This window comes from Burkholderia sp. ABCPW 14 (assembly GCF_001523835.1).
Taxonomy (GTDB): Bacteria; Pseudomonadota; Gammaproteobacteria; order Burkholderiales; family Burkholderiaceae; genus Burkholderia; species Burkholderia mayonis.
This window is the reverse complement of record NZ_LOVS01000179.1, coordinates 83,557-108,068: the sequence shown is the minus strand read 5'-3', so window position 1 is coordinate 108,068 and position 24,512 is coordinate 83,557. Positions and strand designations below refer to the sequence as shown.

16 protein-coding genes, 1 tRNA gene and 1 pseudogene are annotated in these 24,512 nt (G+C 69.0%); 10 read left to right on the top strand and 8 right to left on the bottom strand.

The genetic code is table 11. The annotated features are described in order from the left end of the window. Positions 1-80 precede the first annotated feature (80 nt). Positions 81-798: pseudogene (locus tag WS62_RS27390) on the top strand (GGDEF domain-containing protein); the annotation flags it as partial. A 170-nt stretch (positions 799-968) separates the two neighbouring features. Here the strand turns inward: WS62_RS27390 and WS62_RS27385 are convergent. From WS62_RS27385 to WS62_RS27370, 4 genes are all read right to left on the bottom strand, one after another. Continuing rightward, the gene (locus WS62_RS27385) at positions 969-2,147 is read right to left on the bottom strand and encodes an acetyl-CoA C-acyltransferase (RefSeq protein WP_066577554.1); all 1,179 of its coding nucleotides are present in this window, start codon (positions 2,145-2,147) and stop codon (positions 969-971) included. 59 nt (positions 2,148-2,206) lie between these two features. Beyond that, positions 2,207-2,833: a bifunctional nicotinamidase/pyrazinamidase gene (pncA, locus tag WS62_RS27380; RefSeq protein WP_066577552.1), complete on the bottom strand. Its 627-nt coding sequence runs from the start codon at positions 2,831-2,833 to the stop codon at positions 2,207-2,209. 35 nt (positions 2,834-2,868) lie between these two features. Next, positions 2,869-4,953: a 3-hydroxyacyl-CoA dehydrogenase NAD-binding domain-containing protein gene (locus tag WS62_RS27375; protein ID WP_066577550.1), complete on the bottom strand. Its 2,085-nt coding sequence runs from the start codon at positions 4,951-4,953 to the stop codon at positions 2,869-2,871. A gap of 199 nt (positions 4,954-5,152) precedes the next feature. After that, positions 5,153-6,793 carry a 3-(methylthio)propionyl-CoA ligase gene (locus tag WS62_RS27370; RefSeq protein WP_066577547.1) on the bottom strand — a complete coding sequence of 547 codons (1,641 nt, stop codon included), beginning with the start codon at positions 6,791-6,793 and terminating at the stop codon, positions 5,153-5,155. 127 nt (positions 6,794-6,920) lie between these two features. Between WS62_RS27370 and WS62_RS27365 the strand changes: the two genes are divergently transcribed. The 5 genes from WS62_RS27365 to WS62_RS27345 all read left to right on the top strand — a co-directional run bounded on the left by WS62_RS27365 (position 6,921) and on the right by WS62_RS27345 (position 10,742). Further along, positions 6,921-8,486 carry a protein adenylyltransferase SelO gene (locus tag WS62_RS27365; RefSeq protein WP_066577545.1) on the top strand — a complete coding sequence of 522 codons (1,566 nt, stop codon included), beginning with the start codon at positions 6,921-6,923 and terminating at the stop codon, positions 8,484-8,486. Between the two features lie 76 nt (positions 8,487-8,562). Continuing rightward, positions 8,563-8,994 carry a peptide-methionine (R)-S-oxide reductase MsrB gene (msrB, locus tag WS62_RS27360; RefSeq protein ID WP_066577542.1) on the top strand — a complete coding sequence of 144 codons (432 nt, stop codon included), beginning with the start codon at positions 8,563-8,565 and terminating at the stop codon, positions 8,992-8,994. A 97-nt stretch (positions 8,995-9,091) separates the two neighbouring features. Then, positions 9,092-9,622 carry a septation protein A gene (locus tag WS62_RS27355; RefSeq protein WP_066491850.1) on the top strand — a complete coding sequence of 177 codons (531 nt, stop codon included), beginning with the start codon at positions 9,092-9,094 and terminating at the stop codon, positions 9,620-9,622. 1 nt (position 9,623) lies between these two features. Beyond that, a complete protein-coding gene (locus tag WS62_RS27350) occupies positions 9,624-9,938 on the top strand; it encodes a BolA family protein (RefSeq protein WP_066491849.1) in 315 nt (104 codons plus the stop codon). 24 nt (positions 9,939-9,962) lie between these two features. Then, complete coding sequence (locus WS62_RS27345) at positions 9,963-10,742, top strand: peptidylprolyl isomerase (protein WP_066491848.1); 780 nt, start codon at positions 9,963-9,965, stop codon at positions 10,740-10,742. A 263-nt stretch (positions 10,743-11,005) separates the two neighbouring features. On the opposite strand, the gene purL is transcribed toward WS62_RS27345, so the two are convergent. Continuing rightward, entirely contained in the window at positions 11,006-15,103 is a 4,098-nt protein-coding gene (gene purL, locus WS62_RS27340; protein ID WP_066577539.1) for a phosphoribosylformylglycinamidine synthase, read from the bottom strand. Between the two features lie 253 nt (positions 15,104-15,356). On the opposite strand from purL, the gene WS62_RS27335 reads away from it, so the two are divergent. The 3 genes from WS62_RS27335 (at position 15,357) to pgi (ending at position 20,022) form a co-directional block, all read left to right on the top strand. Next, positions 15,357-16,661, top strand: a complete 1,305-nt coding sequence (locus tag WS62_RS27335; protein ID WP_066577536.1) for an FAD-dependent oxidoreductase — start codon at positions 15,357-15,359, stop codon at positions 16,659-16,661. A 44-nt stretch (positions 16,662-16,705) separates the two neighbouring features. After that, positions 16,706-18,301 (top strand): bifunctional ADP-dependent NAD(P)H-hydrate dehydratase/NAD(P)H-hydrate epimerase, encoded by a 1,596-nt coding sequence (locus WS62_RS27330; protein ID WP_066577533.1) that lies wholly within the window; start codon positions 16,706-16,708, stop codon positions 18,299-18,301. A gap of 98 nt (positions 18,302-18,399) precedes the next feature. Next, positions 18,400-20,022 (top strand): glucose-6-phosphate isomerase, encoded by a 1,623-nt coding sequence (pgi, locus tag WS62_RS27325; RefSeq protein WP_066577531.1) that lies wholly within the window; start codon positions 18,400-18,402, stop codon positions 20,020-20,022. 511 nt (positions 20,023-20,533) lie between these two features. On the opposite strand, the gene WS62_RS27320 is transcribed toward pgi, so the two are convergent. Continuing rightward, entirely contained in the window at positions 20,534-21,250 is a 717-nt protein-coding gene (locus tag WS62_RS27320; RefSeq protein WP_066577529.1) for an ABC transporter ATP-binding protein, read from the bottom strand. Here WS62_RS27320 and WS62_RS27315 point away from each other — a divergent pair. After that, a complete protein-coding gene (locus WS62_RS27315) occupies positions 21,249-21,923 on the top strand; it encodes an arylesterase (protein WP_066577526.1) in 675 nt (224 codons plus the stop codon). The two genes, WS62_RS27320 and WS62_RS27315, sit on opposite strands and share 2 nt — an antisense overlap. 258 nt (positions 21,924-22,181) lie before the next feature. Here the strand turns inward: WS62_RS27315 and WS62_RS27310 are convergent, their stop codons facing one another. Then, positions 22,182-24,116, bottom strand: a complete 1,935-nt coding sequence (locus WS62_RS27310) for a SurA N-terminal domain-containing protein (protein ID WP_066577524.1) — start codon at positions 24,114-24,116, stop codon at positions 22,182-22,184. A gap of 86 nt (positions 24,117-24,202) precedes the next feature. Continuing rightward, positions 24,203-24,279, bottom strand: a tRNA-Asp gene (locus tag WS62_RS27305). Between the last annotated feature and the right edge of the window lie 233 nt (positions 24,280-24,512).

The following is a 24,512-nucleotide window of genomic DNA, read 5'->3' as shown; positions in this document are numbered from 1 at the left end:
GACGCGGCGGCGACGCCATTCCGACGATTCCGCGCTGGGGTTTCACGATCGAAACCAAGACCAGCCTTGCGGAGGTCGCCATGAGCACTGCCCTCACCGCCCAGCAAACGCCTCGCGTCGTCACCACGATCACGCGAATCTACGCCGCGTGCCTGCTGATCGGCTTCGCGCTCGTGCCAGCGTTCCTGATCGCGTATCTGCGGTTCTTCATCGATCCCCGCCTGACTTTCGAGAATCATCACTTCCACGAACTGGCGATCGCCGCCGCGACGCTTGCCGACCTCTTCGTCACCTATGTGACCTGACGCTGCGATCTGTCGTCGGGCGAGCCGCTGCTGCGCTGGCTCACGCTCGTTTTTTTTCGGCTTCGCGCTGATCTATTCGCTGCACGGCGCAGTCACCGGCATCGCGCACCACGACATCTGGCTGTTCCTGCTGTACGGACCGGCGTCGCGCCTCGTGATGTCGCTCCTGCTGCTCGCCGGTCAGTTGTCGTACTTCAAGGACGCCGATCTGCCCGCGCACCGTCGCCGTCTTGCGATCTGGCTGCCGTGGATCGCCGGGTTCGTCGTCATCTGCTTCGCCGCCGCGATCGCGCAATCGCCGATCGCCGGCAACCTCTGTACGCGCGCATCGATGGAAGGCGGCGCGATGGTCGTGTCGCTCACCAACGTCGCGCTCTTGCTCGTACGACGCATCCGCACGCCGCCGATGCTCATCTATGGAATCTCGGTGATGTCGTTCGCGCTGTCGTCGGTTGCGTTCATTTTCGGCAAACCGTGGAACCACATGTGGTGGCGGGGCGAACTGCGTTCGGCGCTGCGCTGCGGGCCGCAGGCGCCGTGCGCACACGGCACGCGCATCGCCGCGATGCGACGCAGAGCGCGAACGGCGCCTGCCCACCGCACGCGATGCGACGCAGGCCGAAGCCGCCCAGCTCCGGCCCGCAAGCGCCCGACGCCCCGCCGTCAAACCACTTCGAACAACCCCGCCGCACCCTGCCCGCCGCCGATGCACATCGTCACGACGACGTACTTCACGCCGCGCCGCTTGCCTTCGATCAGCGCATGGCCCGTGAGACGCGCGCCCGACACGCCGTACGGATGGCCGACCGCAATCGCGCCGCCGTTCACGTTCAGCCGATCGTCGGGAATCCCGAGCGTGTCGCGACAATAGAGCACCTGCACGGCGAACGCTTCGTTCAGCTCCCACAAACCGATGTCGGACACTTTGAGCCCCGCCTGCTTCAGCAGCTTCGGCACCGCGTAGACGGGCCCGATGCCCATCTCGTCCGGTTCGCAGCCGGCGACCGCGAAGCCGCGGAAGACGCCGAGCGGCGCAAGCCCTTCGCGCTCCGCGACCTTCGCGTTCATCACGACGCACGCGGCCGCGCCGTCCGAAAACTGGCTCGCGTTGCCCGCGGTGATCACGCCGCCCGGCAGTGCCGGACGGATCTTCGCGACGCCTTCGAGCGTCGTGTCGGCGCGGATGCCCTCGTCGGCCGCGAGCGTCACTTCCTTCGTGTAAAGGCGTCCCGTCGCCTTGTCGGCAATGCCCGCACGCACGGTGATCGGCACGATCTCGTCATCGAAGCGCCCCGCCGCCTGCGCGGCCGCCGCGCGCAACTGCGAGTTCACGCCGTACTCGTCCTGGCGCGCCTTCGAGATGCCGTAGCGCTTCGCGACGGTTTCGGCCGTCTGCAGCATCGTCCAGTAGATCTCCGGCTTGTGCGCGTCGAGCCAGCCTTCGCGCAGCATGTGGCGGTTCATCTCGTTCTGCACGCACGAGATCGATTCGACGCCGCCCGCGACGAACACGTCGCCCTCGCCCGCGATCACGCGCTGCGCGGCGAGCGCGATCGTCTGCAATCCCGACGAGCAGAAGCGGTTCACGGTCATCCCCGGCACGCTGACGGGCAGCCCCGCGCGCAGCGCGATCTGCCGCGCGATGTTCGCACCCGTCGCGCCTTCGGGGTTCGCGCAGCCGATCAGCACGTCTTCGACGCGCGCGGGATCGAGCTTCGCCCGCTCGACGGCGGCCGCGACCACGTGGCCGCCGAGCGTCGCGCCGTGCGTCATGTTGAACGCGCCGCGCCAGGATTTCGCGAGCCCGGTGCGGGCGGTCGATACGATTACGGCTTCGGTCATCCGAGTCTCCTGATTCTGGATTCTGTGTGTCGATGCGATGAAATGGGTAACGGCGGCGTCTACGGATCGACGTCGGCGGACTGCACGCGGGCGACGCCCGCCGCCGCGAGCGACGTCCACGCGCGTGCGAGCGAGCCGTCGAGATCGATCGCGCGGGACGCGTCTTCGATCACGGCGGCCTCGAAGCCCGCCGCGCGCGCGTCGAGCGCGGACCACGCGACGCAATAGTCGGTCGCGAGCCCGCAGCACCAGACGCGCTTCACGCCAAGCTCGCGCAGGCAGCCGGCGAGACCCGTCGGCGTCTTCCGATCGGCTTCGACGAACGCCGAGTAGCTGTCGACGGACGCGTCATGCCCCTTGCGGATCACGAGCCGCGCATGCGGGATGTCGAGATCGCGATGCAGCGCGGCGCCTTCCGTGCCTTGCACGCAGTGCACGGGCCACAGCACCTGCTCGCCGTACGGCAGCGCGATCGTCGAGAACGGCGCGCGGCCCGGATGGTTCGCCGCGAACGACACATGGCCGCGCGGATGCCAATCCTGTGTCAGCACGACCTGATCGAAGCGCGCGGCGAGGCGGTTGATCGCCGGCACGACTTCGTCGCCGTGCGCGACGGCAAGCGCGCCGCCCGGCATGAAATCGTTCTGCACGTCGATCACGAGAAGGACATCGTCGGTGCGCTGCATCGTGGTGCTCCGTCAATGGGCGACGCCGCCGCACGTCACGAGTTGAATCCGCGTCCGCTCGCAGCGAGCTCGACGATCGACGGCGCGATCTGCCACGCGTCGCCGTTCGCGCGCGCCGCGTAGCCGCGCATCGCGCGCTCGACGTTGTAGAGGCCGACCGTGTCGGCGTACAGCATCGGGCCGCCGCGCCAGAGCGGAAAACCGTAGCCCGTCAGGTAGACCATGTCGATGTCGGACGCCTTCGACGCGATCTTCTCTTCGAGGATCTTCGCGCCTTCGTTGACGAGCGCGTAGACGAGCCGCTCGACGATCTCGGCGTCGCCGATCTTGCGCCGCTCGACGCCGCGCTCCTTCGAATACGCGGCGACCATCTCGTCGACGAGCTTCGACGGCTGCGCCTTCCGCTCGCCCGGCACGTAGTCGTACCAGCCCGCGCCCGTCTTCTGGCCGAAGCGGCCCTGCTCGCACAGGCGATCGGCGATCTTCGAGTAATGCAGATCCGGTTGCTCGACGTAGCGGCGCTTGCGGATCGCCCAGCCGATGTCGTTGCCGGCCAGGTCGCTCATCCGGAACGGCCCCATCGCGAAGCCGAATTTCTCGATCGCTCGATCGACCTGCGCGGGCAGCGCGCCTTCCTCGAGCATGAAGAGCGCCTGGCGGATGTACTGCTCCACCATCCGGTTGCCGATGAAGCCGTCGCACACGCCCGACACCACCGCGGTCTTCCGGATCTTCTTCGCGATCTGCATCACGGTCGCGAGCACGTCCTTCGCGGTCGCGTCGCCGCGCACGACTTCGAGCAGCTTCATCACGTTCGCCGGGCTGAAGAAGTGCATGCCGACGACGTCCTGCGGCCGCTTCGTGAACGCGGCGATCTTGTTGACGTCGAGCGTCGACGTGTTCGACGCGAGGATCGCGCCCGGCTTCGCGACCGCGTCGAGCCGCTCGAACACCTGCTCCTTCACGCCGAGCTCCTCGAACACCGCTTCGATCATGAGATCGGCGTCCTTCAGGTCGTCGTACGCGAGCGTCGGCTTGACGAGCGCCATCCGCGCGTCGAGCTTCTCCTGCGTGAGCTTGCCCTTCTTCACCTGCGCATCGTAATTCTTGCGGATCGTCGCGAGCCCGCGGTCGAGCGCGTCCTGCTTCGTCTCGAGCAGCGTGACGGGCAGCCCCGCGTTCAGGAAGTTCATCGCGATCCCGCCGCCCATCGTGCCCGCGCCGATCACGGCCACCGACTTGATGTCGCGCACCGGCGTGTCGGCCGGCACGTCGGGCATCTTGCTCGCCGCGCGCTCGCCGAAGAACGCGTGGCGCAGCGCGCGGCTCTCGGGCGTCTGCACGAGCGCGATGAAACCATCGCGCTCGAACGCGAGGCCCTTGTCGAAGCCTTGCAGCACACCCGCCTCGACCGCGTCGATGCATTTGTGCGGCGCCGGATAGTGCTGCGCGAGCGCCTTCACGCTGTTGCGCGCGAACTGGATGAAGCCCGCCGCGTTCTCGTGGACGATCTCGCGGTCGCGCACGCGCGGATGCGGGCCGCTCGCCGCACCGACCTTGCGCGCGAACGCGACGGCCGCGTCGAGCAGGTCGCCCTCGACGAGTTCGTCGAAGAGCCCGCTCTTCGCGAGCTGCTCGGACGGCACGGGGGCACCCGACACGATCATGTTGAGCGCGGTCTCGAGGCCCACCGCGCGCGGCAGGCGCTGCGTGCCGCCCGCGCCCGGCAGGATGCCGAGCTTCACTTCGGGCAGCGCGATCTGCGCGCCGGGCGACGCGATCCGGTAGTGCGCGCCGAGCGCGAGCTCGAGGCCGCCGCCCATCGCGACGCTGTGGATCGCGACGACGACGGGCTTGCCGCTCGCCTCGACCGAGTCGATCACGGTATGCAGCGTCGGCTCCTGCAGCGCCTTCGGCGTGTTGAATTCAGTGATGTCCGCGCCGCCCGAGAACGCGCGGCCCGCGCCCGTGAGCACGATCGCCGCAACCGACGGGTCGCGCCGCGCGCGTTCGAGCCCTTCCATGATGCCGAGCCGCGTCGACAGACCCAGCCCATTGACGGGCGGATTGTTGAGCGTGATGACGGCGACGCCGTCGCGAGTCGTGTAGTCCACTGCCATCTGCCTGCCTCCATGCGTATGCGCGGCCGGTGCGGCGGCGCCAGCTTTGATGCGGTCATTGTCCGCCAACGGCCGAAAGGCCGCGCGGTCGATGCGCCGTTTTCTGAGAAACAGAGGCAGGATACAACAAAAAAGAACGATCGTTCAATTTAGTGACGGCCCGCGCGGCGATGCGCGTGCGGGCCCGTTTCGCGGACGTTCAGGCGTCGACGGCCGTCGGCAGCACGTGGCCCCGGAACTGCTCGCGCAGCTTGAGCTTCTGCAGCTTGCCCGTCGCCGTGTGCGGCAGCGCGTCGACGAACGCGACGTCGTCCGGAATCCACCATTTCGCGACCTTGCCCTCGTAGAACGCGAGCAGCGCGTCACGCGTCACGTCCATTCCGGCGCGCCTGACGACGACGAGGAACGGCCGCTCGGTCCACTTCGGATGCGCGCACGCGATGCACGCGGCCTCGGCGACGGCCGGATGCGCGACCGCGACGTTCTCGATGTCGATCGAGCTGATCCACTCGCCGCCCGACTTGATCACGTCCTTGCTGCGGTCGGTGATCTGCAGGAAGCCGTCGGCGTCGATCGTCGCGACATCGCCCGTCGGGAACCAGCCGTCGACAAGCGGCGACCCGTCGATGCCGAAATAGCGATCGATCACCCACGGGCCGCGCACCTGCAGGTCGCCGAACGCGACGCCGTCCCACGGCAGCTCGCGGCCATCCTCGCCGACGATCCGCATGTCGATCCCGTAGATCACCCGGCCCTGTTTCTCGAGGAGCCGCCGCTGCTCGTCGACGGGCCGCTGCGACTGCGCCCAGTTGAGCTTCGACAGCGTGCCGAGCGGCGACAGCTCGGTCATCCCCCACGCGTGGATCACGCGCACGTCGTAGACGTCCTCGAACGTCGTCAGCATCGACGGCGGACACGCGGAACCGCCGATCACCGTGCGATTGAGCGTCGAGAAGCGCACGCCGGCCTCGCGCATGTAGTTGAGGAGGCCGAGCCAGACGGTCGGCACGCCCGCCGAGAACGTTACGCGCTCGGCTTGCATCAATTCGTACAGCGACTTGCCGTCCAGGTCCTTGCCTGGCAGCACGAGCTTGCTGCCGGTCAGCGCCGCCGTGTACGGCAGCCCCCATGCGTTGACGTGGAACATCGGCACGACGGGCAGCGCCGCGTCGAGCGACGACAGCCCCATCGCGTCGGGCAGCGCCGCGCCGTACGCGTGCAGCACCGTCGAACGATGCGAATAGAGCGCCCCCTTCGGATGGCCGGTCGTGCCCGACGTGTAGCAGAGCGACGACGCCTGCCGCTCGTCGAGGAGCGGCCATGCATAATCGCCGTCTTCCGCGCCGACGAGCGTTTCGTAGCAGAGATACGGCGTCGCGCCCTTCGGCAGGTGCGCGTCGTCCGTCATCGCGATCCAGCCTTTCACGTTCGGGCATTGCGGCGCGAGCTGGTCGACGAGCGGCGCGAAGGTCATGTCGAAGAGCACGTAGCGGTCTTCGGCGTGATTGACGATGTACGCGATCTGCTCGGGAAAGAGGCGCGGATTGATCGTGTGGCAGACGGCGCCCATCCCGCTGATTCCGTAATACGCCTCGACGTGCCGGTAGCCGTTCCATGCGAGCGTTCCAATCCGGTCGCCGCCGCCTACGCCCAGGCGGATCAGCGCCTGCGCGAGCTGTTTGGAACGCGTTTCGCAATCGCGATAGGTATAACGGTGAATGTCTCCCTCGACGCGCCGCGACACGATCTCGACATCGCCCGCATGCCGCGCCGCATGCGCGATCAGCGACGACACGAGAAGCGGCATATCCATCATCTGGCCCAGCAACGGCTTACCCATCGTCTTCCTTCTCCCTGAAGTATTTTTCCGATACGGTTTGCTGCGAACGGCTCGACGGCGCGCGGACGGCTTCAAGCGCCCCGCGCGGCGCGGACTTACAATATCGGCTAACTTACAGATCAGCAATATGTCGTTTTCCAGAAGCGAGGCCGCACCGGCCGCCCCTCTTCCCGATCTCGCCGCGACGCTCGCCGCGCCGCGCGACGATGCGTTCCTGCAACTCGGCACCGCGTTCCTGACGCGGCTGCCCGCCGCGCCCCTGCCCGCGCCATACGTCGTCGGCTTCTCCGGCGAAGCGGCGCGGATGCTCGGGCTCGATCCCGCGCTGCGCGACGCGCCCGGCTTCGCCGAGCTGTTCTGCGGCAATCCGACCCGCGACTGGCAGCCGGCGTCGCTGCCGTACGCATCGGTCTACTCGGGCCATCAGTTCGGCGTGTGGGCGGGCCAGCTCGGCGACGGACGCGCGCTCACGATCGGCGAGATCGAGCACGGCGGCGGCCGCTACGAGCTGCAGTTGAAGGGCGCGGGCCGCACGCCGTATTCGCGGATGGGCGACGGCCGCGCGGTGCTGCGCTCGTCGGTTCGCGAGTTCCTGTGCTCGGAGGCGATGCATCATCTCGGCATTCCGACGACGCGCGCGCTCGCCGTGATCGGCTCCGACCAGCCGGTGATCCGCGAGGAAATCGAAACCTCGGCGGTCGTCACGCGCGTCGCGGAGAGCTTCGTGCGCTTCGGCCATTTCGAGCACTTCTTCGCGAACGACCGGCCCGATCTGCTGCGCGCGCTCGCCGATCACGTGATCGACCGTTTCTATCCGTCGTGCCGCGACGCCGACGATCCCTATCTCGCGCTCCTCGCGCAAGCGACGCGGCGCACCGCGGAGCTCGTCGCGCAATGGCAGGCGGTCGGCTTCTGCCACGGCGTGATGAACACCGACAACATGTCGATCCTCGGCGTGACGATCGACTACGGCCCGTTCGGCTTCCTCGACGCGTTCGACGCGAAGCACATCTGCAATCACTCGGACACGCACGGCCGCTACGCATACCGGATGCAGCCTCGCATCGCGCACTGGAACTGCTTCTGCCTCGCGCAGGCGCTCCTGCCGCTCTTCGGCCTCCATCGCGACGCGCCGAACGAAGACGCGCGCGCCGAGCGCGCGGTCGAGGACGCGCACGCGGTGCTCGGACGCTTTCCCGAGCAGTTCGGCCCCGCGCTCGAACGCGCGATGCGCGCGAAGCTCGGCCTCGAGCTCGAGCTCGAAGGCGATGCGGCGCTCGCGAACCAGTTGCTCGAAATCATGGATGCGAGCCATGCCGATTTCACGCTGACGTTCCGCCACCTCGCACGCGTGTCGAAGCACGATGCGCGCGGCGATGCGCCGGTGCGCGATCTCTTCATCGATCGCGACGCGTTCGATCGCTGGGCGAACCTCTACCGCACGCGCCTGTCGGACGAAGCGCGCGACGACGCGCCGCGCGCGGCCGCGATGAACCGCGCGAATCCGAAATACGTGCTGCGCAACCATCTCGCGGAAACGGCGATCCGCCGCGCGAAGGAGAAGGACTTTTCCGAAATCGAGCGCCTCGCGGCCGTGCTGCGGCGCCCGTTCGACGAGCAGCCGGAATACGACGCCTACGCGGCGCTGCCGCCCGACTGGGCGAGCGCGCTCGAGGTGAGCTGCTCGTCGTGACGCCGCGCCGCGGGCCGCGCGACGTTGCGCGGCCGCCCCGCGGGCGTTCCGCATGAATCCATCAGGAGAATAGAAGATGTCAGGAGATCGAGACGACCGGCGTTATCCGTATCAGGAGGACGACGCCGAGCTGCGCGGCCGGCTTTCGCCGCTGCAATACGAAGTCACGCAGCATGCGGCGACCGAGCGGCCGTTCACGGGCGAGTACACGGACACTGAGGACGCGGGGATCTACCACTGCGTCGTCTGCGGCACCGCGCTCTTCGAATCCGGCGCGAAATACCACTCGGGCTGCGGCTGGCCCAGCTACTTCAAGCCGATCGACGGCGAAGTCATCGACGAGAAGATCGACTACACGCACGGGATGACGCGCGTCGAAGTGCGCTGCAACCATTGCGGCGCGCATCTCGGCCACGTGTTCGAGGACGGCCCGCGCGACAAAACCGGATTGCGGTACTGCATCAACTCGGCTGCGTTAAACTTCGAAGCTAAACCCGAGCGGAAGTGAGCCCGCGCCGGCCCCGAAAGCCGGCCGGCGCGCGCGCCGCGACGGGCGTCCCTACAACGGTGGCGGGTCATGCGCCCGCCACGCAGCCGCGAGCACCATGAAATTTCTGTTCGATCTGTTCCCGATCATCCTGTTCTTCGCCGCCTTCAAGGTATGGGGCATCTTCACGGCGACCGCGGTCGCGATCGCCGCCACCCTCGCCCAGGTGGCATGGGTCGCCTTCCGGCACAGGAAAGTCGACACGATGCTGTGGGTGAGTCTCGGCGTGATCGTCGTGTTCGGCGGCGCGACGCTCGTGCTGCACGACGAGAAGTTCATCCAGTGGAAGCCGACCGTCCTCTATTGGCTGTTCGCGGCCGGCCTCGTCGCCGCGCGCTATGCGTTCGGCAAGAACCTGATCGAGAAGATGATGGGCAAGCAGCTCACGCTGCCCGATCCGGTCTGGGACAAGCTGAACCTCGCGTGGGCCGCGTTCTTCGCGGCGCTCGGCGTGACGAACCTGTACGTCGTGCGCAACTTCAGCGAATCGCAATGGGTCAACTTCAAGCTGTTCGGCACGACGGGCGCGATCGTCGTCTTCGTCATCCTGCAAAGCCTCTGGCTCGCGAAATACCTGAAGGACGAATGACATGAGCGAAGCCTTCCTGCACGCCGCACCGGCCGAGCGCATCGCGCTCATCGAGACGCGTCTTTCCGCCGCGCTCGCCCCCGAATCACTCGACGTGCGCGACGACAGCGCGCAGCACGCGGGCCATGCGGGCGCCGCCGCGGGCGGCCACTACACGGTCACGATCGTGTCGGCCGCGTTCGCCGGCAAGACGCGCGTCGCGCGGCATCGGCTGGTGTATGATGCGCTCGCCGATGCGATGCAGCGCGGCATTCACGCGCTCGCGATCGTTGCGTATACGCCAGAAGAATATCTAGAATCTTCCCGTTCTCAATAAGTCCGTCTCATTAGGAACTTCCCGATGATCCTGAAATTTCCCCGTCTGTGGGCCGCGGCAGCCGCTCTCGCAGCCGCTCCGGCTTTCGCCCAGAACATCGCCGTCGTAAACGGCACGCCGATTCCGAAGTCGCGCGCCGACGCGATGATCGCGCAGCTCGTTCAGCAAGGTCAGCAGGACACGCCGCAGCTCGAGCAGGCGGTGCGCCAGGAACTCGTCAACCGCGAGATCCTGATGCAGGAAGCGATCAAGCGCGGGATTCCGAATCGTCCGGACGTGAAGGCGCAGATCGTCGTCGCGCAGCAAACCGCCGTGCTGCGCGCGCTGATCGAGGATTTCCTGAAGAAGAACCAGCCGAGCGACGCCGAGCTGAAGGCGCGCTACGACGATCTCGTGAAGAGCGCGGCGGGCCGCGAGTATCACCTGCACCACATCCTCGTCGACAATGAGCAGCAGGCGAAGGACCTGATCGCGAAGATCAAGGGCGGCGCGAAGTTCGAGGATCTCGCGAAGCAATTCTCGAAGGACCCGGGCTCGGCGAAGAACGGCGGCGATCTCGACTGGTCCGATCCGAAGGCGTACGTGCCGGAATTCGCAGCGGCCGCGCAGCAGTTGCAGAAAGGCCAGATGACGGATGCGCCGGTGAAGACGCAGTTCGGCTGGCACGTCATCCGCGTCGACGACATCCGCAGCATCACGCCGCCGCCGTTCGAGCAGGTCAAGCAGCAGATCGCGCAGCAGATGGTCCAGCAGAAATTGCAAGCGTTCGAGGAAGGCCTGCGTCAGCAAGCGAAGGTCCAGTAACGATCACCGCTTCGACACCGCGTATTGCACGCGGCCGAACGTCGCAAAAAAAGCCGCTCCAAAATTGGAGCGGCTTTTTTGCATGCGGCGCAGACGAAACGTCGGTGTCGCGGCATCGCCGAATCGCCTTCGCATTCATGAGGCTCGCGCGGCGGACCGGCCTGTCGCACGAGCGGCAAAGTGCGGCTCGGCCGCAGCAACCTTGCGGCAGCGCCGATCCCGACCGGCGCCGCGAAGAACGATGCCCCATCTAGCGCCTGCGCTCAGCCGAGCCAGCGGCGCGCGTTGCGGAACACGCGCAGCCAGGGACTCGCCTCGCCCCAGCCTTCCGGATGCCAGCTCATCGTCACCGTGCGGTGGACGCGCTCCATGTGCGGCATCAGCACCGTGAAGCGGCCATCCGCCGTCGTCACCGACGTGATGCCGGCGGGCGAGCCGTTCGGGTTGAACGGATAGCGCTCGGTCGCGTTGCCGCGGTGGTCGACGAAGCGCATCGCGACCGCGACGCGGCTTGCATCGCCCTGCTGCGAGAAGTCCGCATAGCCTTCGCCGTGCGCGACCGCCACCGGAATCCGCGAGCCTTCCATGCCGGCGAAGAAGATCGACGGCGAGCGCTGCACTTCGACGAACGACAGGCGCGCCTCGAACTGCTCGGACTTGTTGCGCGTGAACTTCGGCCACGCTTCGGCGCCCGGGATCATCGACGCGAGGCTCGACAGCATCTGGCAGCCGTTGCAGATGCCGAGCGCGAACGTGTCGGGACGCGCGAAGAACGCGGCGAACATCTCGGCCAGCTTGTCGTTGAAGCGGATCGTCTTCGCCCAGCCTTCGCCCGCGCCCAGCACGTCGCCGTACGAGAATCCGCCGCACGCGACCGCCCCCGCGAAATCGGCGAGCGACGCACGGCCCGCGAGCAAGTCGCTCATGTGGACGTCGTGCGTGTCGAAGCCCGCGCGGTCGAACGCGTAGGCGGTCTCCAGATGCGAGTTCACGCCCTGCTCGCGCAGGATCGCGACGCGCGGCCGCACGCCCGTCGCGACGCTCGGAAAGGCGCCCCCTTGCGAGATGAACGGCGCGGCGACGTCTTCCGCCGGATCGAACGACAGCACGGGCGACAGGCCCGGGTCTTCCGCGTCGAGGATCGCGTCGTATTCGGCGTCCGCGCAGGCCGGGTTGTCGCGCAGCCGCGCGATCCGCCAGCTCACTTCGGTCCACGCGCGCTGCAACTCGACGCGCGGCGCTTCGTAGACCTTCTTCGCATCGCGGTACACCTCGATCGCGTCGGTCTCGTTGATCGCGCCGATCACGTGCGAGCACGCGGACAGGCCATGCTCGCGCAGCACGCCGAGCACCGCGTCGCGGTCTTGCGCGCGCACCTGGACGACCGCGCCGAGCTCTTCGGAGAAAAGCGCGCGGATCGTCCGGTCTTCGCGGCGGCCGCTCGTCTGCTTCGCCCAGTCCTTCGCATCGCCGTAATCGGATTCGTGCTGCGCATCGAGCGTCAGCATGTCGACGTTCAGCGACACGCCCGCGTGCCCCGCGAACGCCATTTCGCAGACGGTCGCCCACAGGCCGCCGTCCGAGCGGTCGTGGTACGCGAGCAGCTTGCCTGCGCCGTTCAGCGACTGGATCGCCGCGAAGAAGCGCTTCAGGTCTTCCGGGTCGTCGACGTCGGGCGCCGCGTCGCCGACCTGCTGCGTGACCTGCGCGAGAATGCTGCCGCCCAGGCGATTCTTGCCGCGGCCGAGGTCGATCGCGATCAGCACGCTCGCGCCGACGTCGGCGATGCGGCGCAGCTCCGGCGTCAGATGGCGGCGCACGTCCTCGACGGGCGCGAACGCCGAGATGATCAGCGACACCGGCGCGACGACTTCCTTCGCGACGCCATTCTCGTCCCACTTCGTCTTCATCGACAGCGAATCCTTGCCGACCGGAATGCCGATGCCGAGCGCCGGGCACAGCTCCATGCCGATCGCCTTCACGGTGTCGAAGAGCTTCGCATCCTCGCCTTCGGTGCCGCACGCGGCCATCCAGTTCGCGGACAGCTTCAGCTTGTCGAGCGACGCGATCGGCGCGGCCGCGATGTTGGTGATCGCCTCGCCGACCGCCATCCGGCCCGACGCGGGTGCGTCGATCACCGCGAGCGGCGTGCGCTCGGCCATCGTCATCGCCTCGCCCGCGAAGCCCGCGTAGTCGAGCGCGGTGACCGCGCAGTCGGCGACGGGCACCTGCCACGGGCCGACCATCTGGTCGCGCACCGACGTGCCGCCGACCGTGCGGTCGCCGATCGTGATGAGGAACGACTTGCTCGCGACGGTCGGGTGCTTGAGCACGTCGCGCGCGACGTCGGCGAGCGACACGCCCGTCACGTCGACGCTCGCACGCGCGGCCGCGACGCGCTTCACGTCGCGGTGCATCCGCGGCGGCTTGCCGAGCAGCACCTCCATCGGCATGTCGACCGGGTAGGCTTCGACGCCCGTCGCCTGATCGTCGACGAGCTGCAGTTGGCGCTCGTCCGTCGCGACGCCGACCACCGAGAACGGGCAGCGCTCGCGCGCGCAGATCGCCTCGAAGCGCGGCAGCTCGGCCGGCGCGATCGCCAGCACGTAGCGCTCCTGCGCCTCGTTCGACCAGATCTCGCGCGGCGACAGGCCCGACTCCTCGAGCGCGACCTTGCGCAGCTCGAAGCGCGCGCCCTTGCCCGCGCCGTCGACGATCTCGGGGAACGCGTTGGACAAGCCGCCCGCGCCGACATCGTGGATGCTGAGGATCGGGTTCGCGTCGCCGAGCTGCCAGCAGCTGTTGATCACTTCCTGCGCGCGCCGCTCGATTTCCGGATTGCCGCGCTGGACCGAGTCGAAATCGAGTTCGGCCGTGTTCGCGCCCGTCGCCATCGAGCTCGCCGCGCCGCCGCCCATGCCGATCCGCATGCCGGGGCCGCCGATCTGGATGAGGAGCGAGCCGGCCGGCACGTCGTGCTTGTGCGTGTGCGCGTCGGAGATGTTGCCGATGCCGCCCGCGATCATGATCGGCTTGTGATAGCCGCGCACCTGGCCGCCGACGTTCTGCTCGTAGACGCGGAAGTAGCCGCCGAGGTTCGGGCGGCCGAATTCGTTGTTGAACGCGGCGCCGCCGAGCGGGCCGTCGATCATGATCGAGAGCGGCGACGCGATCCGGTCCGGGCGGCCGTACGGGCCGTGCGGCGCGTCGGCATCGCGCTCGCCGACGGGCTGCGCGGCGTCGCGCGCGTTTTCCCACGGCTGGCGTGCGTCGGGCAGGTCGAGGTTCGACACCGTGAAGCCCGCGAGGCCCGCCTTCGGCCGCGCGCCGCGGCCCGTCGCGCCTTCGTCGCGGATCTCGCCGCCCGCGCCGGTCGCCGCGCCCGGGAACGGCGAGATCGCCGTCGGGTGGTTGTGCGTCTCGACCTTCATCAGCGTGTGCGTGAGCTCGGTGTGGCGACCATAGCGCTCGGCGGGCTCGCCCGAGCCGTTCGCGCCGCGCGGGAACCAGCGTTCGGCCTGCGCGCCCCGCATGATCGACGAGTTGTCCGAATACGCGACGATCGTGCCTTGCGGGCTCATCTTCTCGGTGTTGCGGATCATCGCGAAGAGCGACATGTCCTGCGCCTGCCCGTCGATCGTCCACTGCGCGTTGAAGATCTTGTGGCGGCAGTGCTCGCTGTTCGCCTGCGCGAACATCATCAGCTCGACGTCGGTCGGGTTGCGCTCGAGCTTCTTGAACGCGTCGACGAGGTAGTCGATCTCGTCGTCGGCGAGCGCGAGGCCGAGCTCGGCGTTCGCGCGCCCGAGCGCGCCGCGGCCCTGCGCGAGCACGTCGACCGTCGCGAGCGGCTTCGCCGGCAGCTCGTCGAACAGATGGCGCGCGTCGTCGCGCGAGCCGACGACGCTTTCCGTCATCCGGTCGTGCAGCGCCGCCGCGACCGCCGCGCGCGCGTCGGCCGACAGCGCCTTCTTCGCGCCGACGCCCAGAATGCCGGCCTTGAGCGTCACCGTGAACTCGATTCCGCGCTCGATCCGGCGCACGCGCGACAGCCCGCAGTGCTGCGCGATGTCGGTCGCCTTGCTCGCCCACGGCGACACGGTGCCGAAGCGCGGCAGCACGACGAACGTTTCGGTCGCGCCCTTCTCGGCGGCGGGCTCGAACGGCGCGCCGTAGTGCATCAGCGCGTCGATGCGCGCGTTGTCGTCCGCGGCGAGCGGCTCATGCGCATTGACGAAATGCAGATACTGGCCGCGGATCGCGACGATGTCGCCGTCGATTTGCCGAAGCGCGTCGAGCAGGCGGGTTTGACGGAAATCGGAGAGCGCCGAAGCACCGGGAAAACACGAGAAGTGAACCATGGGCTGGACTGACGTCGATGAGTCGCGCAAGCTGGCGACGTGGGGCGTAAAGAAGGCCGTAATTATACCCGGAAGTCGCCCGCCGAACGGCCGCCCCCACGCCGCCCGCCCGCATGCCCCGAGCCGCGCCGCGCGCACCGCACCGGCCGGCGCGCGTCATTTGGCGCTATCATGCGCGCTTCACCGGGCCGGGCACGGCCTGCCACGCGGATCCTCAATCGGGCCGGATGCGGCGCCCGACATCGAATCGAACATGGATGTAATCGTCATCGGCGGAGGCATGGCCGGCATCGCCACCGCCTACCAGTTGCGCGCGGCCGGCCATCGCGTGTGCGTCGTCGAACGCCACGCGACGGTCGCGCAGGGCGCGAGCTACGGCCAGGGCGGCGCCCTGCTGCCGACGCCGCTCGACGTGTGGTTCGGCCCGACCTTCATGCGCGAGCGGCGCGCGCAGAAGAGCGGCGTCGTCTACAAGCCGGGCTTGAACGGCGCGCTGCGGCGCTTCACGCGCCGCCTCGACGCGCTGCGCGAGCCCGCCGCGTTCACCGCGCAGTACGCGAAGCTGCGGCCGCTCGTCGAACTGTCGCGCGATGCGATCGCCGACGTCGAAGCCCGCTTCGGCCTCGAATTCGAGCAAAAGAGCGGCGTGCTGCACGTCGTGCGCGAGCAAGCCGAATGGGACGACGCACAGCCCGCGCTCGACCTGATGCGCGACCTCGGCCTGCCTTACGAGACGCTCACGCCCGACGCATGTGCGGCGCTCGAGCCGTCGATGCCGGCCGAGCCCGCGTTCGCGGGCGGCGTGCTGTTCGCACAGGAGCGCACGGCGAACTGCCCGCTCTTCGTGAAGCTCGTCAAGCAGGTGCTCGACGAGCGCGACGTGCAGTTCCGGCTCGGCCGCGCGGTCGCCGCGATCCGCACCGACGCGAAGCGCGCGGCCGTCGAGCTCGCGCCCGACCCGGCCGATCCGCGCGCGGGGAAATCGAAGGAAGTCGACGTGGTCTCGGCCGACGCGATCGTCGTCGCGGCGGGCACCGAGAGCCTCGCGCTCATCGAGCGGCTCGGCGTGCACGCACCGCTGCATCCGGTGCGCGTCCACACGCTGACGGCGCCCCTCGCGTACGAGGAGCACGCACCGCATCTGAGCATCGTCGATTCGGTCAAGCGGATCACGATCACGCGACTCGGCCAGCGGCTGCGGATCGGCGGCGGCGCGGTGCTGCAAAGCGCGAAGGACATCGCGCGGCCGCTGCCCGAGCCGCTGTCGGAAGCGGCGCTCGCGCTCCTCGGCCAGGCGACGCACGACTGGCTGCCAGGCACCGCGAAGATCTCCGCCGCGCGCGCGTGGCAAGGCGCGAAGCTGCTGTCGCCGGACGGTCTGCCGGTCGTCGGGCCGACTGCCGATCCGCGCATCTTCGTCAATTTCGGCCACGGCCCGGCGGGCTGGGGCCTCGCGTTCGGGTCTGCTAAAGTGGTGGCGGATTACGTCGGCGGCGGCGCGCAGCGCGTGCCCGCCGACACGCTCGCCGCGCTGCGCGCGGAGCGCTTTGCCACCTGACGCCACCCGGCTGCACGCGGGCGGCGCGTGATCGCGAGCCGCCCATGATCGCCACTGCCGATTCTCCCCTGCTTCACTCGCTCGATCCGTTCGACGCGCCGCCGATTCACGCGAGCGAGCCGCTCCTGACCGTCGCCGAGCTGCGCGACGTCGAAACCGGGGCCGCCGCCGGGCTGCCGCCGCACACGCTGATGGACCGCGCGGGCAAGTCCGCCGCGCAGTGGCTCGCCACGCGGCTCGTCAGCGACCCGCGGCCCGTCTGGTTCGCGGTCGGCCCCGGCAACAACGGCGGCGACGCGCTCGTCGCCGCGGCCGAGCTGCGGCGGCTCGGCTTCGCGGCCGACGTCTGGATGCCGATCGAAGCGAATCCCGACGACGCGCGCTGGGCGCTCGAACGCGCGCGCGCGGCGAACGTGCCGATCGACGACGCGGCGCCCGAATCGTTCGACGGCTACGGCTGGCTCGTCGACGGCCTGTTCGGCATCGGCCTCGCGCGGCCGCTCGACGGCGCGTTCGCGGCGATCGCGCAGCGAATGGCGGCGCGCGCGCGGCACACGGGCCGCGTGCTCGCGCTCGACGTGCCGAGCGGCCTCGACAGCGACACCGGCGTGCACGTCGGCGCGGGGCCCGCCGTCGCGGCAACCGACACGCTGTCGTTCATCGCCGCGAAGCCCGGCCTCTACACCGGCGACGGGCGCGATCTCGCGGGCGAGATTCACGTCGCGCCCCTCGATCTCGACGCGCTCGCCGCGCCCGCGATCCGGCTGAACGCCCCCGACCTCTTCGGCGCGCGCCTGCCCGAACGCGCGTTCGCCTCGCACAAGGGCACGTACGGCAGCGTCGCAATCATCGGCGGCGACACCGGCATGTGCGGCGCGCCGATCCTCGCCGCGCGCGCGGCGCTCTTCGCAGGCGCGGGCAAGGTCCACGTCGGCTTCGTCGGCGTGGGCGCGCCGCCGTACGATCCGCCGTATCCAGAGCTGATGCTGCATCCCGCCGACGCGCTGCCGACCGCCGCGCTCACCGCGCTCGCGATCGGTTGCGGGCTCGGCGCGAGCGAGCGCGCCGCGCGCACGCTCGCGGCGCTGCTGCCGCTCGACGCGCCGAAGCTGATCGACGCCGACGCCCTGAACCTGATCGCGAAGACGCCCGAGCTCGCCGATGCGCTCGCCGCGCGCGGCCGCGCGGGCGACGCCGCGGTCCTCACGCCGCATCCGCTCGAAGCCGCGCGCCTCCTCGCGACCGATGCGGCCGACGTCCAGCGCGACCGCGTCGCGGCCGCCCGCGCGCTCGCCGCGCGCTTCTCGGCGGTCGTCGTGCTGAAGGGCGCCGGCACCGTGATCGCCGCGCCCGACGGCCGCGTCGCGATCAACCCGACCGGCAACGCGGCGCTCGCCACGGGCGGCACGGGCGACGTGCTGGGCGGCCTGATCGGTGCGTTCCTCGCGCAGCGGATGCCGCGCTACGAAGCCGCGCTCGCGGGCGTCTACCTGCACGGGCTCGCCGCCGAGCGGCTGTGCGCGGCGGGCGCGGGCCCGGCGGGCATGGCCGCGGGCGAGCTCGCAGCCGTGGTGCGCGTGCTGATCAATCGGCTGTTTTATACGCGCCCCGCCACGCCGGGCCAAGCGCCGCTATACTGATCGTCCCGCCGCAGGCGGGCTCCTCGTCCGCCTGCATGCCGCGCGCCGGCATGCAGGCGCGGCCTTCCCCGATTCGTGCTGTTTCGCTCCTGATCGCCATGACGCTGAATTCGCTCCCCGTTTGGCCCGCGCTGCAAGCGCACTACGAAGAGATCCGCGACGCGCATCTGCGCGACTGGTTCGCCCTCGCCAACGATCCCGCCCCCACGCGCGCCGAGCGCTTCACGTTCGAAGGCGGCGGCCTCGCCGCCGACTTCTCGAAGAACCGCATCACCGACGCGACGCTGCGTCTTCTCGTGCAGCTCGCACGCGAAGCGGGCGTCGAGGCGCGCCGCGACGCGATGTTCGCGGGCGAGATCGTGAACCCGACCGAAGGCCGCGCCGCGCTGCACACCGCGCTGCGCGCGAATTCGCCCGACGCGCCGTTTCACGCGCAGGTCGCGGCCGAGCGCGCGAAGATGGCGCGTTTCGCCGACGCCGTGCGCAGCGGCGCGTGGACGGGCTATACCGGCAAGCGGGTCCGCCACGTCGTGAACATCGGCATCGGCGGCTCGGACCTCGGGCCGAAGATGGTCGTCCATGCGCTGCATCACGTCGCGACGCCCGACATCTCGACGCACTTCGTGTCGAACGTCGACGGCGCCGATCTCGCGCGCGTGCTCGAGCAGATCGATCCGGAAGAGACGCTCGCGATCATCGTGTCGAAGACCTTCACGACGCTCGAGACGATGACGAACGCGCGCTCGCTGCGCGACTGGTTCGTCGCCAAGGGCTGCCCGGAGAATGCGCTCGCGAAGCACTTCGTCGGCGTGTCGGCGAATCCCGCCGAGGTCGTCAAGTTTGGCATCGCCGAGACGAACGTGTTCGAGATGTGGGACTGGGTCGGCGGCCGCTATTCGCTGTGGTCGGCGGTCGGCCTGTCGATCATGATCGCGATCGGGCCCGAGCGCTTCGACGAGCTGCTCGCCGGCGCGCACGACATGGACGAGCACTTCCGCACCGCGCCGCTCGAATGCAACCTGCCGGTGCTGCAGGGCCTCGTCGGCATCTGGTATCGCCATTTCTTCGGCGCGCAGAGCTACCTCGTCGCGCCGTACTCGGAAGCGCTGCATTACCTGCCGTCGTATCTGCAGCAGCTCGAGATGGAGAGCAACGGCAAGTCCGCGCGGATCGACGGCGCGTTCGTCGACTACCCGACGTCCGCCGTCACCTGGGGCGAGCCCGGCACGAACGGGCAGCACGCCTTCTTCCAGATGCTGCACCAGGGCCCGACGCTCGTGCCGATCGACTTCATCGCCGTGCTCACGCCCGAGCATCCGCTCGCGAGCCATCATCCGAAGCTGCTCGCGAACTGCTTCGCGCAGAGCGAGGCGCTGATGCTCGGCCGCACGCTCGACGAAGCGCGCAAGATCGCCGGCCCGGACAAGCCCGAGCTCGCGCCGCACCTGACGTTCCCGGGCAACCGGCCGACGACGACGCTGCTCGTCGACGCGCTCACGCCGCGCACGCTCGGCGCGCTGATCGCGCTGTACGAGCACAAGGTGCTCGTACAGGCAGCCGTTTGGAACATCAATCCGTTCGATCAGTGGGGCGTCGAGCTCGGCAAGATCCTCGGCAAGGTCGTCGAGACCGATCTCACGGCCGCGCAGGCCGATCCGGCGAAGCACGATTCATCGACATCGACGCTGATCGCGCGCGCGCGAAAGGCACTGGGTCAATAGGCAAGACGTATGCGGCGAGGCGAGCGGCAGACGCGATGCGGCGGCGTCGCGCCGCTCGGCGCGCGCGATGCATCGATTCCGGGCGGGTCCGGCTGCGGTTTTGGCGTCTTGGCGTCTTGGCGTCTTGGCGTCTTGGCGTCTTGGCGTCTTGGCGTCTTGGCGTCTTGGCGTCTTGGCGTCTTGGCGTCTCGGCGACTCGGCGACTCGGCGACTCGGCGACTCGGCGACTCGGCGACTCGGCGACTCGGCGACTCGGCGTCTTGGCGACTCGGCGACTCGGCGACTCGGCGACTCGGCGACTCGGCGACTCGGCGACTCGGCGTCTCGGCGTCTCGGCGTCTCGGCGTCTCGCAGCATCGGCGTCTCCGCACTGCGCCGCCCAAGCCGAACGCCGCCCCACAGCGCGGGTGCCCGCAGCGTCGCCGAATCGGTCCGAGACGGGCAGGTTCGCCGACCGCCGACCGATGATGATCGGCGACGCACCAGCGTCGCGCCTGCGCTGCGCCCCGCGTCAGCTCGCCTCGTGCCGCACGTGATCCGCGCCGCGCAAATGCCCCGCTTCGAGCACGACCGTCGTGCCGCAACGGCGCGCGAGCTCGGGATCGTGCGTGACGAGCACGAGCGTCGCGCCGTGCGCGCGATTCAGCTCGAACATCAGGTCGATGACCGCATGGCCCGTCGCCGCGTCGAGACTGCCCGTCGGCTCGTCGGCGAACAGCAGCGCCGGACGCGTGACGAATGCGCGCGCGAGCGCGACGCGCTGCTGCTCGCCGCCCGACAAGAGCTTCGGATAGTGGCCGGTGCGCGCGCCGAGCCCCACTTCCTCCAGCAACGCGCGCGCCCGCTTCGCGGTCTCGCGCGCGCCGACGCCGCCCTGCAGTTCGAGCGGCAGCATCACGTTCTCGAGCGCGGTCAGATGCGGCATCAGTTGGAACGACTGGAACACGAAGCCGACTGCGCCGTTGCGCAGCGCCGCGCGCGCGTCCTCGTCGAGCTGGCCGAGATCCTGGCCGAACAGGCGAACCGTGCCCTCGGTCGCGCTGTCCAAGCCGGCGAGCAGGCCGAGCAGCGTCGATTTGCCCGATCCGGACGCCCCGACGATCGCGACGCTGCTACCCGCACGGACCGTCAGGTCGATGCCGTCGAGAATCGTCAGCTCGCCGACGGCATCGGCGACACGCTTGCACACATTTCGTACTTCGATGATCGGATCGGTAATCTTGAGCATGAAACGCACATTTCACTGGAAGGTCGGCGCAACGCTCGCCGTGATCGCGACATTCGCCGGCCCGGCATCCGCCGCAACGAATGCCGTGCCGTTGATGGACGCTCACGGCGGCAAGCCGGTAATCGTGGTGCTCGGCGACAGCCTGTCGGCCGAATACGGCTTGCCGCGCGACACGGGCTGGGTTGCGCTGATGCGCGCGCGCCTCGCGGCCGAGCGGATCGATTATAGCGTCGCAAACGCGAGCATCTCCGGCGACACGACGAGCGGCGGCCGCGCGCGGCTGCCCGCGGTGCTCGCGCGGCTCAAGCCCGCCGTCGTCGTCGTCGAGCTCGGCGCGAACGACGCGCTGCGCGGCGTGCCGCTCACCGCGACCGAAAGCAATCTGCGCGAGATCGTCGCGCAGGCGCGGCAGGCGCGCGCGCAGGTACTGCTCGTCGGCATGTACGTGCCGCCGAACTACGGGCCCGACTACACGCAGAAATTCCACGGCGTCTACACGGCGCTCTCGAAGGACATGCGCGTGCCGCTCGTGCCGTTCCTGCTCGCCGGCATCGAGAACAAGCCCGACATGTTCCAGGCCGACCAGATCCATCCGACACAGGCCGCGCAGCGCCGGTTGCTCGACAACGTATGGCCGGCGCTCAAGCCGCTGTTGCGCGCGTCGTCGCATTGATGCGCTGGTGCGCCGATGCGCGGAGACGCCGGGCGCCGACAGGCCGGCCAATACGACGCATGCCGGCACGCCAATGCGGCCTCGCATCGCGCCGTCGCCCGCTGCCCCGGCCATCGCGCCCGACACCGCTCGACGAATCGAGCCCCGAACGCCCGCTGAGCCGCCCGAGGCGGTCGACTTCGCAGAAACGAAACAGCCCCGCACGATGGCGGGGCTGTTTCCTCATCGAACCGGCACGCTCGCGCGCGCCGTTCGTCGTCAGTTCGCGCCGTCCTGCGCGGTGCCGGCGGCCGGGCCATAGAGCTTGACCTTCGAGCGCGTGCGCAGCGACGCGAGATACGCTTCCGTCTCGCTTTGCGCGTACACCTGCGCGAGCTGCTGCTGAGCGGCCCCGAGGCGCTGATCGTCGACGGGCGCCGCGGCCACGACCGCATTCACGCGGAAGATCGCATAGCCGTCGCCGCCGAGATCGACGCCGACGTACGCGGGCAGCGTCTTCGGATCGACCTTGTAGATCGCGCTCACCGCCGCGGGCGGCAGCCCGTGCGCTTGCGTGCGCGAGATCTTGTCGGCCGCGGCGAAGCCCGCCGTCGATTTCGACTTGCGCAACTCCGCGAGCTTCGCTTCGCCATCCTGCTTCGCGAGGCGCGCCGCCTCTTCGGCGGCCACCTTCGCGCGCACCGGGTCCTTGATCGCGTCGAGCGCGGGCACGACCGACGGCTGGTGATTCGTCACGCGCGCGGCGACCAGCGTATTGTTGCCGACGTCGATCGCCTGCGTGTTGTTGCCGTTCTTCACCGAATCGACGGCGAACACGGCCGCGAGGAACTTCGCATTGTTGAGCGGGCTGTCGGGCGGCAGCGCCGGGTTCGGCCGCGGCGACACCGTCGCGGTCTGGACCGTCAGCTTGTACTTGTCGGCGGCCGGCTGCAGACTCTTCGCCTTCTCGTACACGGTGGACGAGAAGCCTTCCGCGTTGTCGGCGAACGCCTTCGCCGCGAACTGCTGCTTCAGGTCGGCGGCGATCGAATCCTTCACCTCCGCGAGCGGCTTCACGACGGCCGGCTTCACGTCGGTCACCTTCAGGATGTGGAAGCCGAAGTCGCCCTGCACGACGCCGCTGATTTCGTCCTTCTTCAGCGCGAACGCGGCGTCGTCGAACGCAGTGCCGCCCGCGGTCGAGCCGCGCGTGATGAAGCCGAGGTCGCCGCCCTTCGCGGCCGACGGCGCGTCCTGCGAGTTCTTCTCGGCGATCTGCGCGAACTGGTCCGGATGCGCCCTCACTTCGGCGAGCAACTGCTCGGCCTTCGCCTTCGCGGCCGCCTTGTCGGCCGCGCTCGCGTCCTTCGCCGCGGCGATGAAGATGTGGCTCACGCGCACCTGCGCGTCGGTGCGGTAGTGCGCGATGTTGTCGTCGTAGTACTTCTTGATGTCGACGTCGCTCGGCTGCGCCGCCGCGGCGGCCGTCGCCTGCGAGTAGACGAGGTACTGGATCGTCGCCGTCTCGCGCGTCGCGAACGCTTGCTTGTGCGCGTCGTAATAGGCGGAGATCTGCGCATCGGTCGGCTGCACCTTCGCCGCGTAATCGGCCGACTTCAGCACCATCGGCTGCACCTCGCGCTGCTGCTCGGCGAGTTCGGTCAGGCGGCGCGCGACGCTCTTCGGCGTGAACGCGCTCGACACGATGCTCGTCGGAATCTGCTGCAGCGCGAGGCTGTAGCGCACGCGCTCCTGGTATTGATCGGGCGTCATGCCTTGCATCGCGAGCATCTGCGTGTAGCGCTCGGCGTCGAACGAACCGTCCGGCTTCTTCAGCGACGAGATCACGGGATCGCCGAGGAGCGTCTGGCGCACGGCGCCGTCCGATGCGGTCAGGTGCAGGCGCTGCGTCTCGTCGGCGAGCGCGCGCTGCTGGATCAGTCCGTCGAGCAGTTGCTGACGGCGCTCCGGCGTGTCGAACGCCTTCATGTCGAACTGCGCGCCAAGCGCCTGGCGCGCCTGGTCGATCTGCTGGCGCAGCATGCCGTCGAACTCGGTACGCGTGATCTTGCGTCCGTTGACGGCCGCGACGTTCGCGCTCTCGTCGAAGAACCCACGGAAACCCTGAATGCCGACGATCCCAAGCCCCGGCAGCACGATCAGGAGCAGGAAGAACATCATCAGGCGCTGGTGATTGCGAAAGAAATCGAGCATGCGTGACGGCGTGAGCTGGACAAAACGCCCGATATTACAACAGCGGGCAAGAAAAAAGGCGAACCGGAGTTCGCCTTTCGGAATGATGGCGGAGCGGACGGGACTCGAACCCGCGACCCCCGGCGTGACAGGCCGGTATTCTAACCGACTGAACTACCGCTCCTTGGTCTTGCTTGCATGCGGGGATCACGGCACCGGAACGCATGCCAAGGCGCCCGGCTCGCTCGAACCCTGGACGGGCAAGGCGCGCGTTCGGTCGAACCCAGCAGCTACCGCGACAGCGCGGTTAATCGGCAATGATATCCGAAGTTGTCGTTCGAGCGCAACGGCAATTTGCTTGCTGCTCGCGATTCGGGGGCACGATCCACGACGGCCCGCGCCTCATGAATCGCCAAT

Excerpts from the sequence above, each read along its gene's own strand:
- purL (WP_066577539.1), bottom strand. The coding sequence starts at position 15,103 with ATGGTTCACTTCTCGTGTTTTCCCGGTGCTTCGGCGCTCTCCGATTTC.
- WS62_RS27375 (WP_066577550.1), bottom strand. The coding sequence starts at position 4,953 with ATGGCAGTGGACTACACGACTCGCGACGGCGTCGCCGTCATCACGCTC.
- WS62_RS27365 (WP_066577545.1), top strand. The coding sequence starts at position 6,921 with ATGTCGTTTTCCAGAAGCGAGGCCGCACCGGCCGCCCCTCTTCCCGAT.
- WS62_RS27370 (WP_066577547.1), bottom strand. The coding sequence starts at position 6,793 with ATGGGTAAGCCGTTGCTGGGCCAGATGATGGATATGCCGCTTCTCGTG.
- WS62_RS27320 (WP_066577529.1), bottom strand. The coding sequence starts at position 21,250 with ATGCTCAAGATTACCGATCCGATCATCGAAGTACGAAATGTGTGCAAG.
- WS62_RS27345 (WP_066491848.1), top strand. The coding sequence starts at position 9,963 with ATGATCCTGAAATTTCCCCGTCTGTGGGCCGCGGCAGCCGCTCTCGCA.
- WS62_RS27335 (WP_066577536.1), top strand. The coding sequence starts at position 15,357 with ATGGATGTAATCGTCATCGGCGGAGGCATGGCCGGCATCGCCACCGCC.
- WS62_RS27330 (WP_066577533.1), top strand. The coding sequence starts at position 16,706 with ATGATCGCCACTGCCGATTCTCCCCTGCTTCACTCGCTCGATCCGTTC.
- WS62_RS27315 (WP_066577526.1), top strand. The coding sequence starts at position 21,249 with ATGAAACGCACATTTCACTGGAAGGTCGGCGCAACGCTCGCCGTGATC.
- msrB (WP_066577542.1), top strand. The coding sequence starts at position 8,563 with ATGTCAGGAGATCGAGACGACCGGCGTTATCCGTATCAGGAGGACGAC.
- pgi (WP_066577531.1), top strand. The coding sequence starts at position 18,400 with ATGACGCTGAATTCGCTCCCCGTTTGGCCCGCGCTGCAAGCGCACTAC.
- WS62_RS27385 (WP_066577554.1), bottom strand. The coding sequence starts at position 2,147 with ATGACCGAAGCCGTAATCGTATCGACCGCCCGCACCGGGCTCGCGAAA.
- WS62_RS27310 (WP_066577524.1), bottom strand. The coding sequence starts at position 24,116 with ATGCTCGATTTCTTTCGCAATCACCAGCGCCTGATGATGTTCTTCCTG.
- WS62_RS27350 (WP_066491849.1), top strand. The coding sequence starts at position 9,624 with ATGAGCGAAGCCTTCCTGCACGCCGCACCGGCCGAGCGCATCGCGCTC.
- pncA (WP_066577552.1), bottom strand. The coding sequence starts at position 2,833 with ATGCAGCGCACCGACGATGTCCTTCTCGTGATCGACGTGCAGAACGAT.
- WS62_RS27355 (WP_066491850.1), top strand. The coding sequence starts at position 9,092 with ATGAAATTTCTGTTCGATCTGTTCCCGATCATCCTGTTCTTCGCCGCC.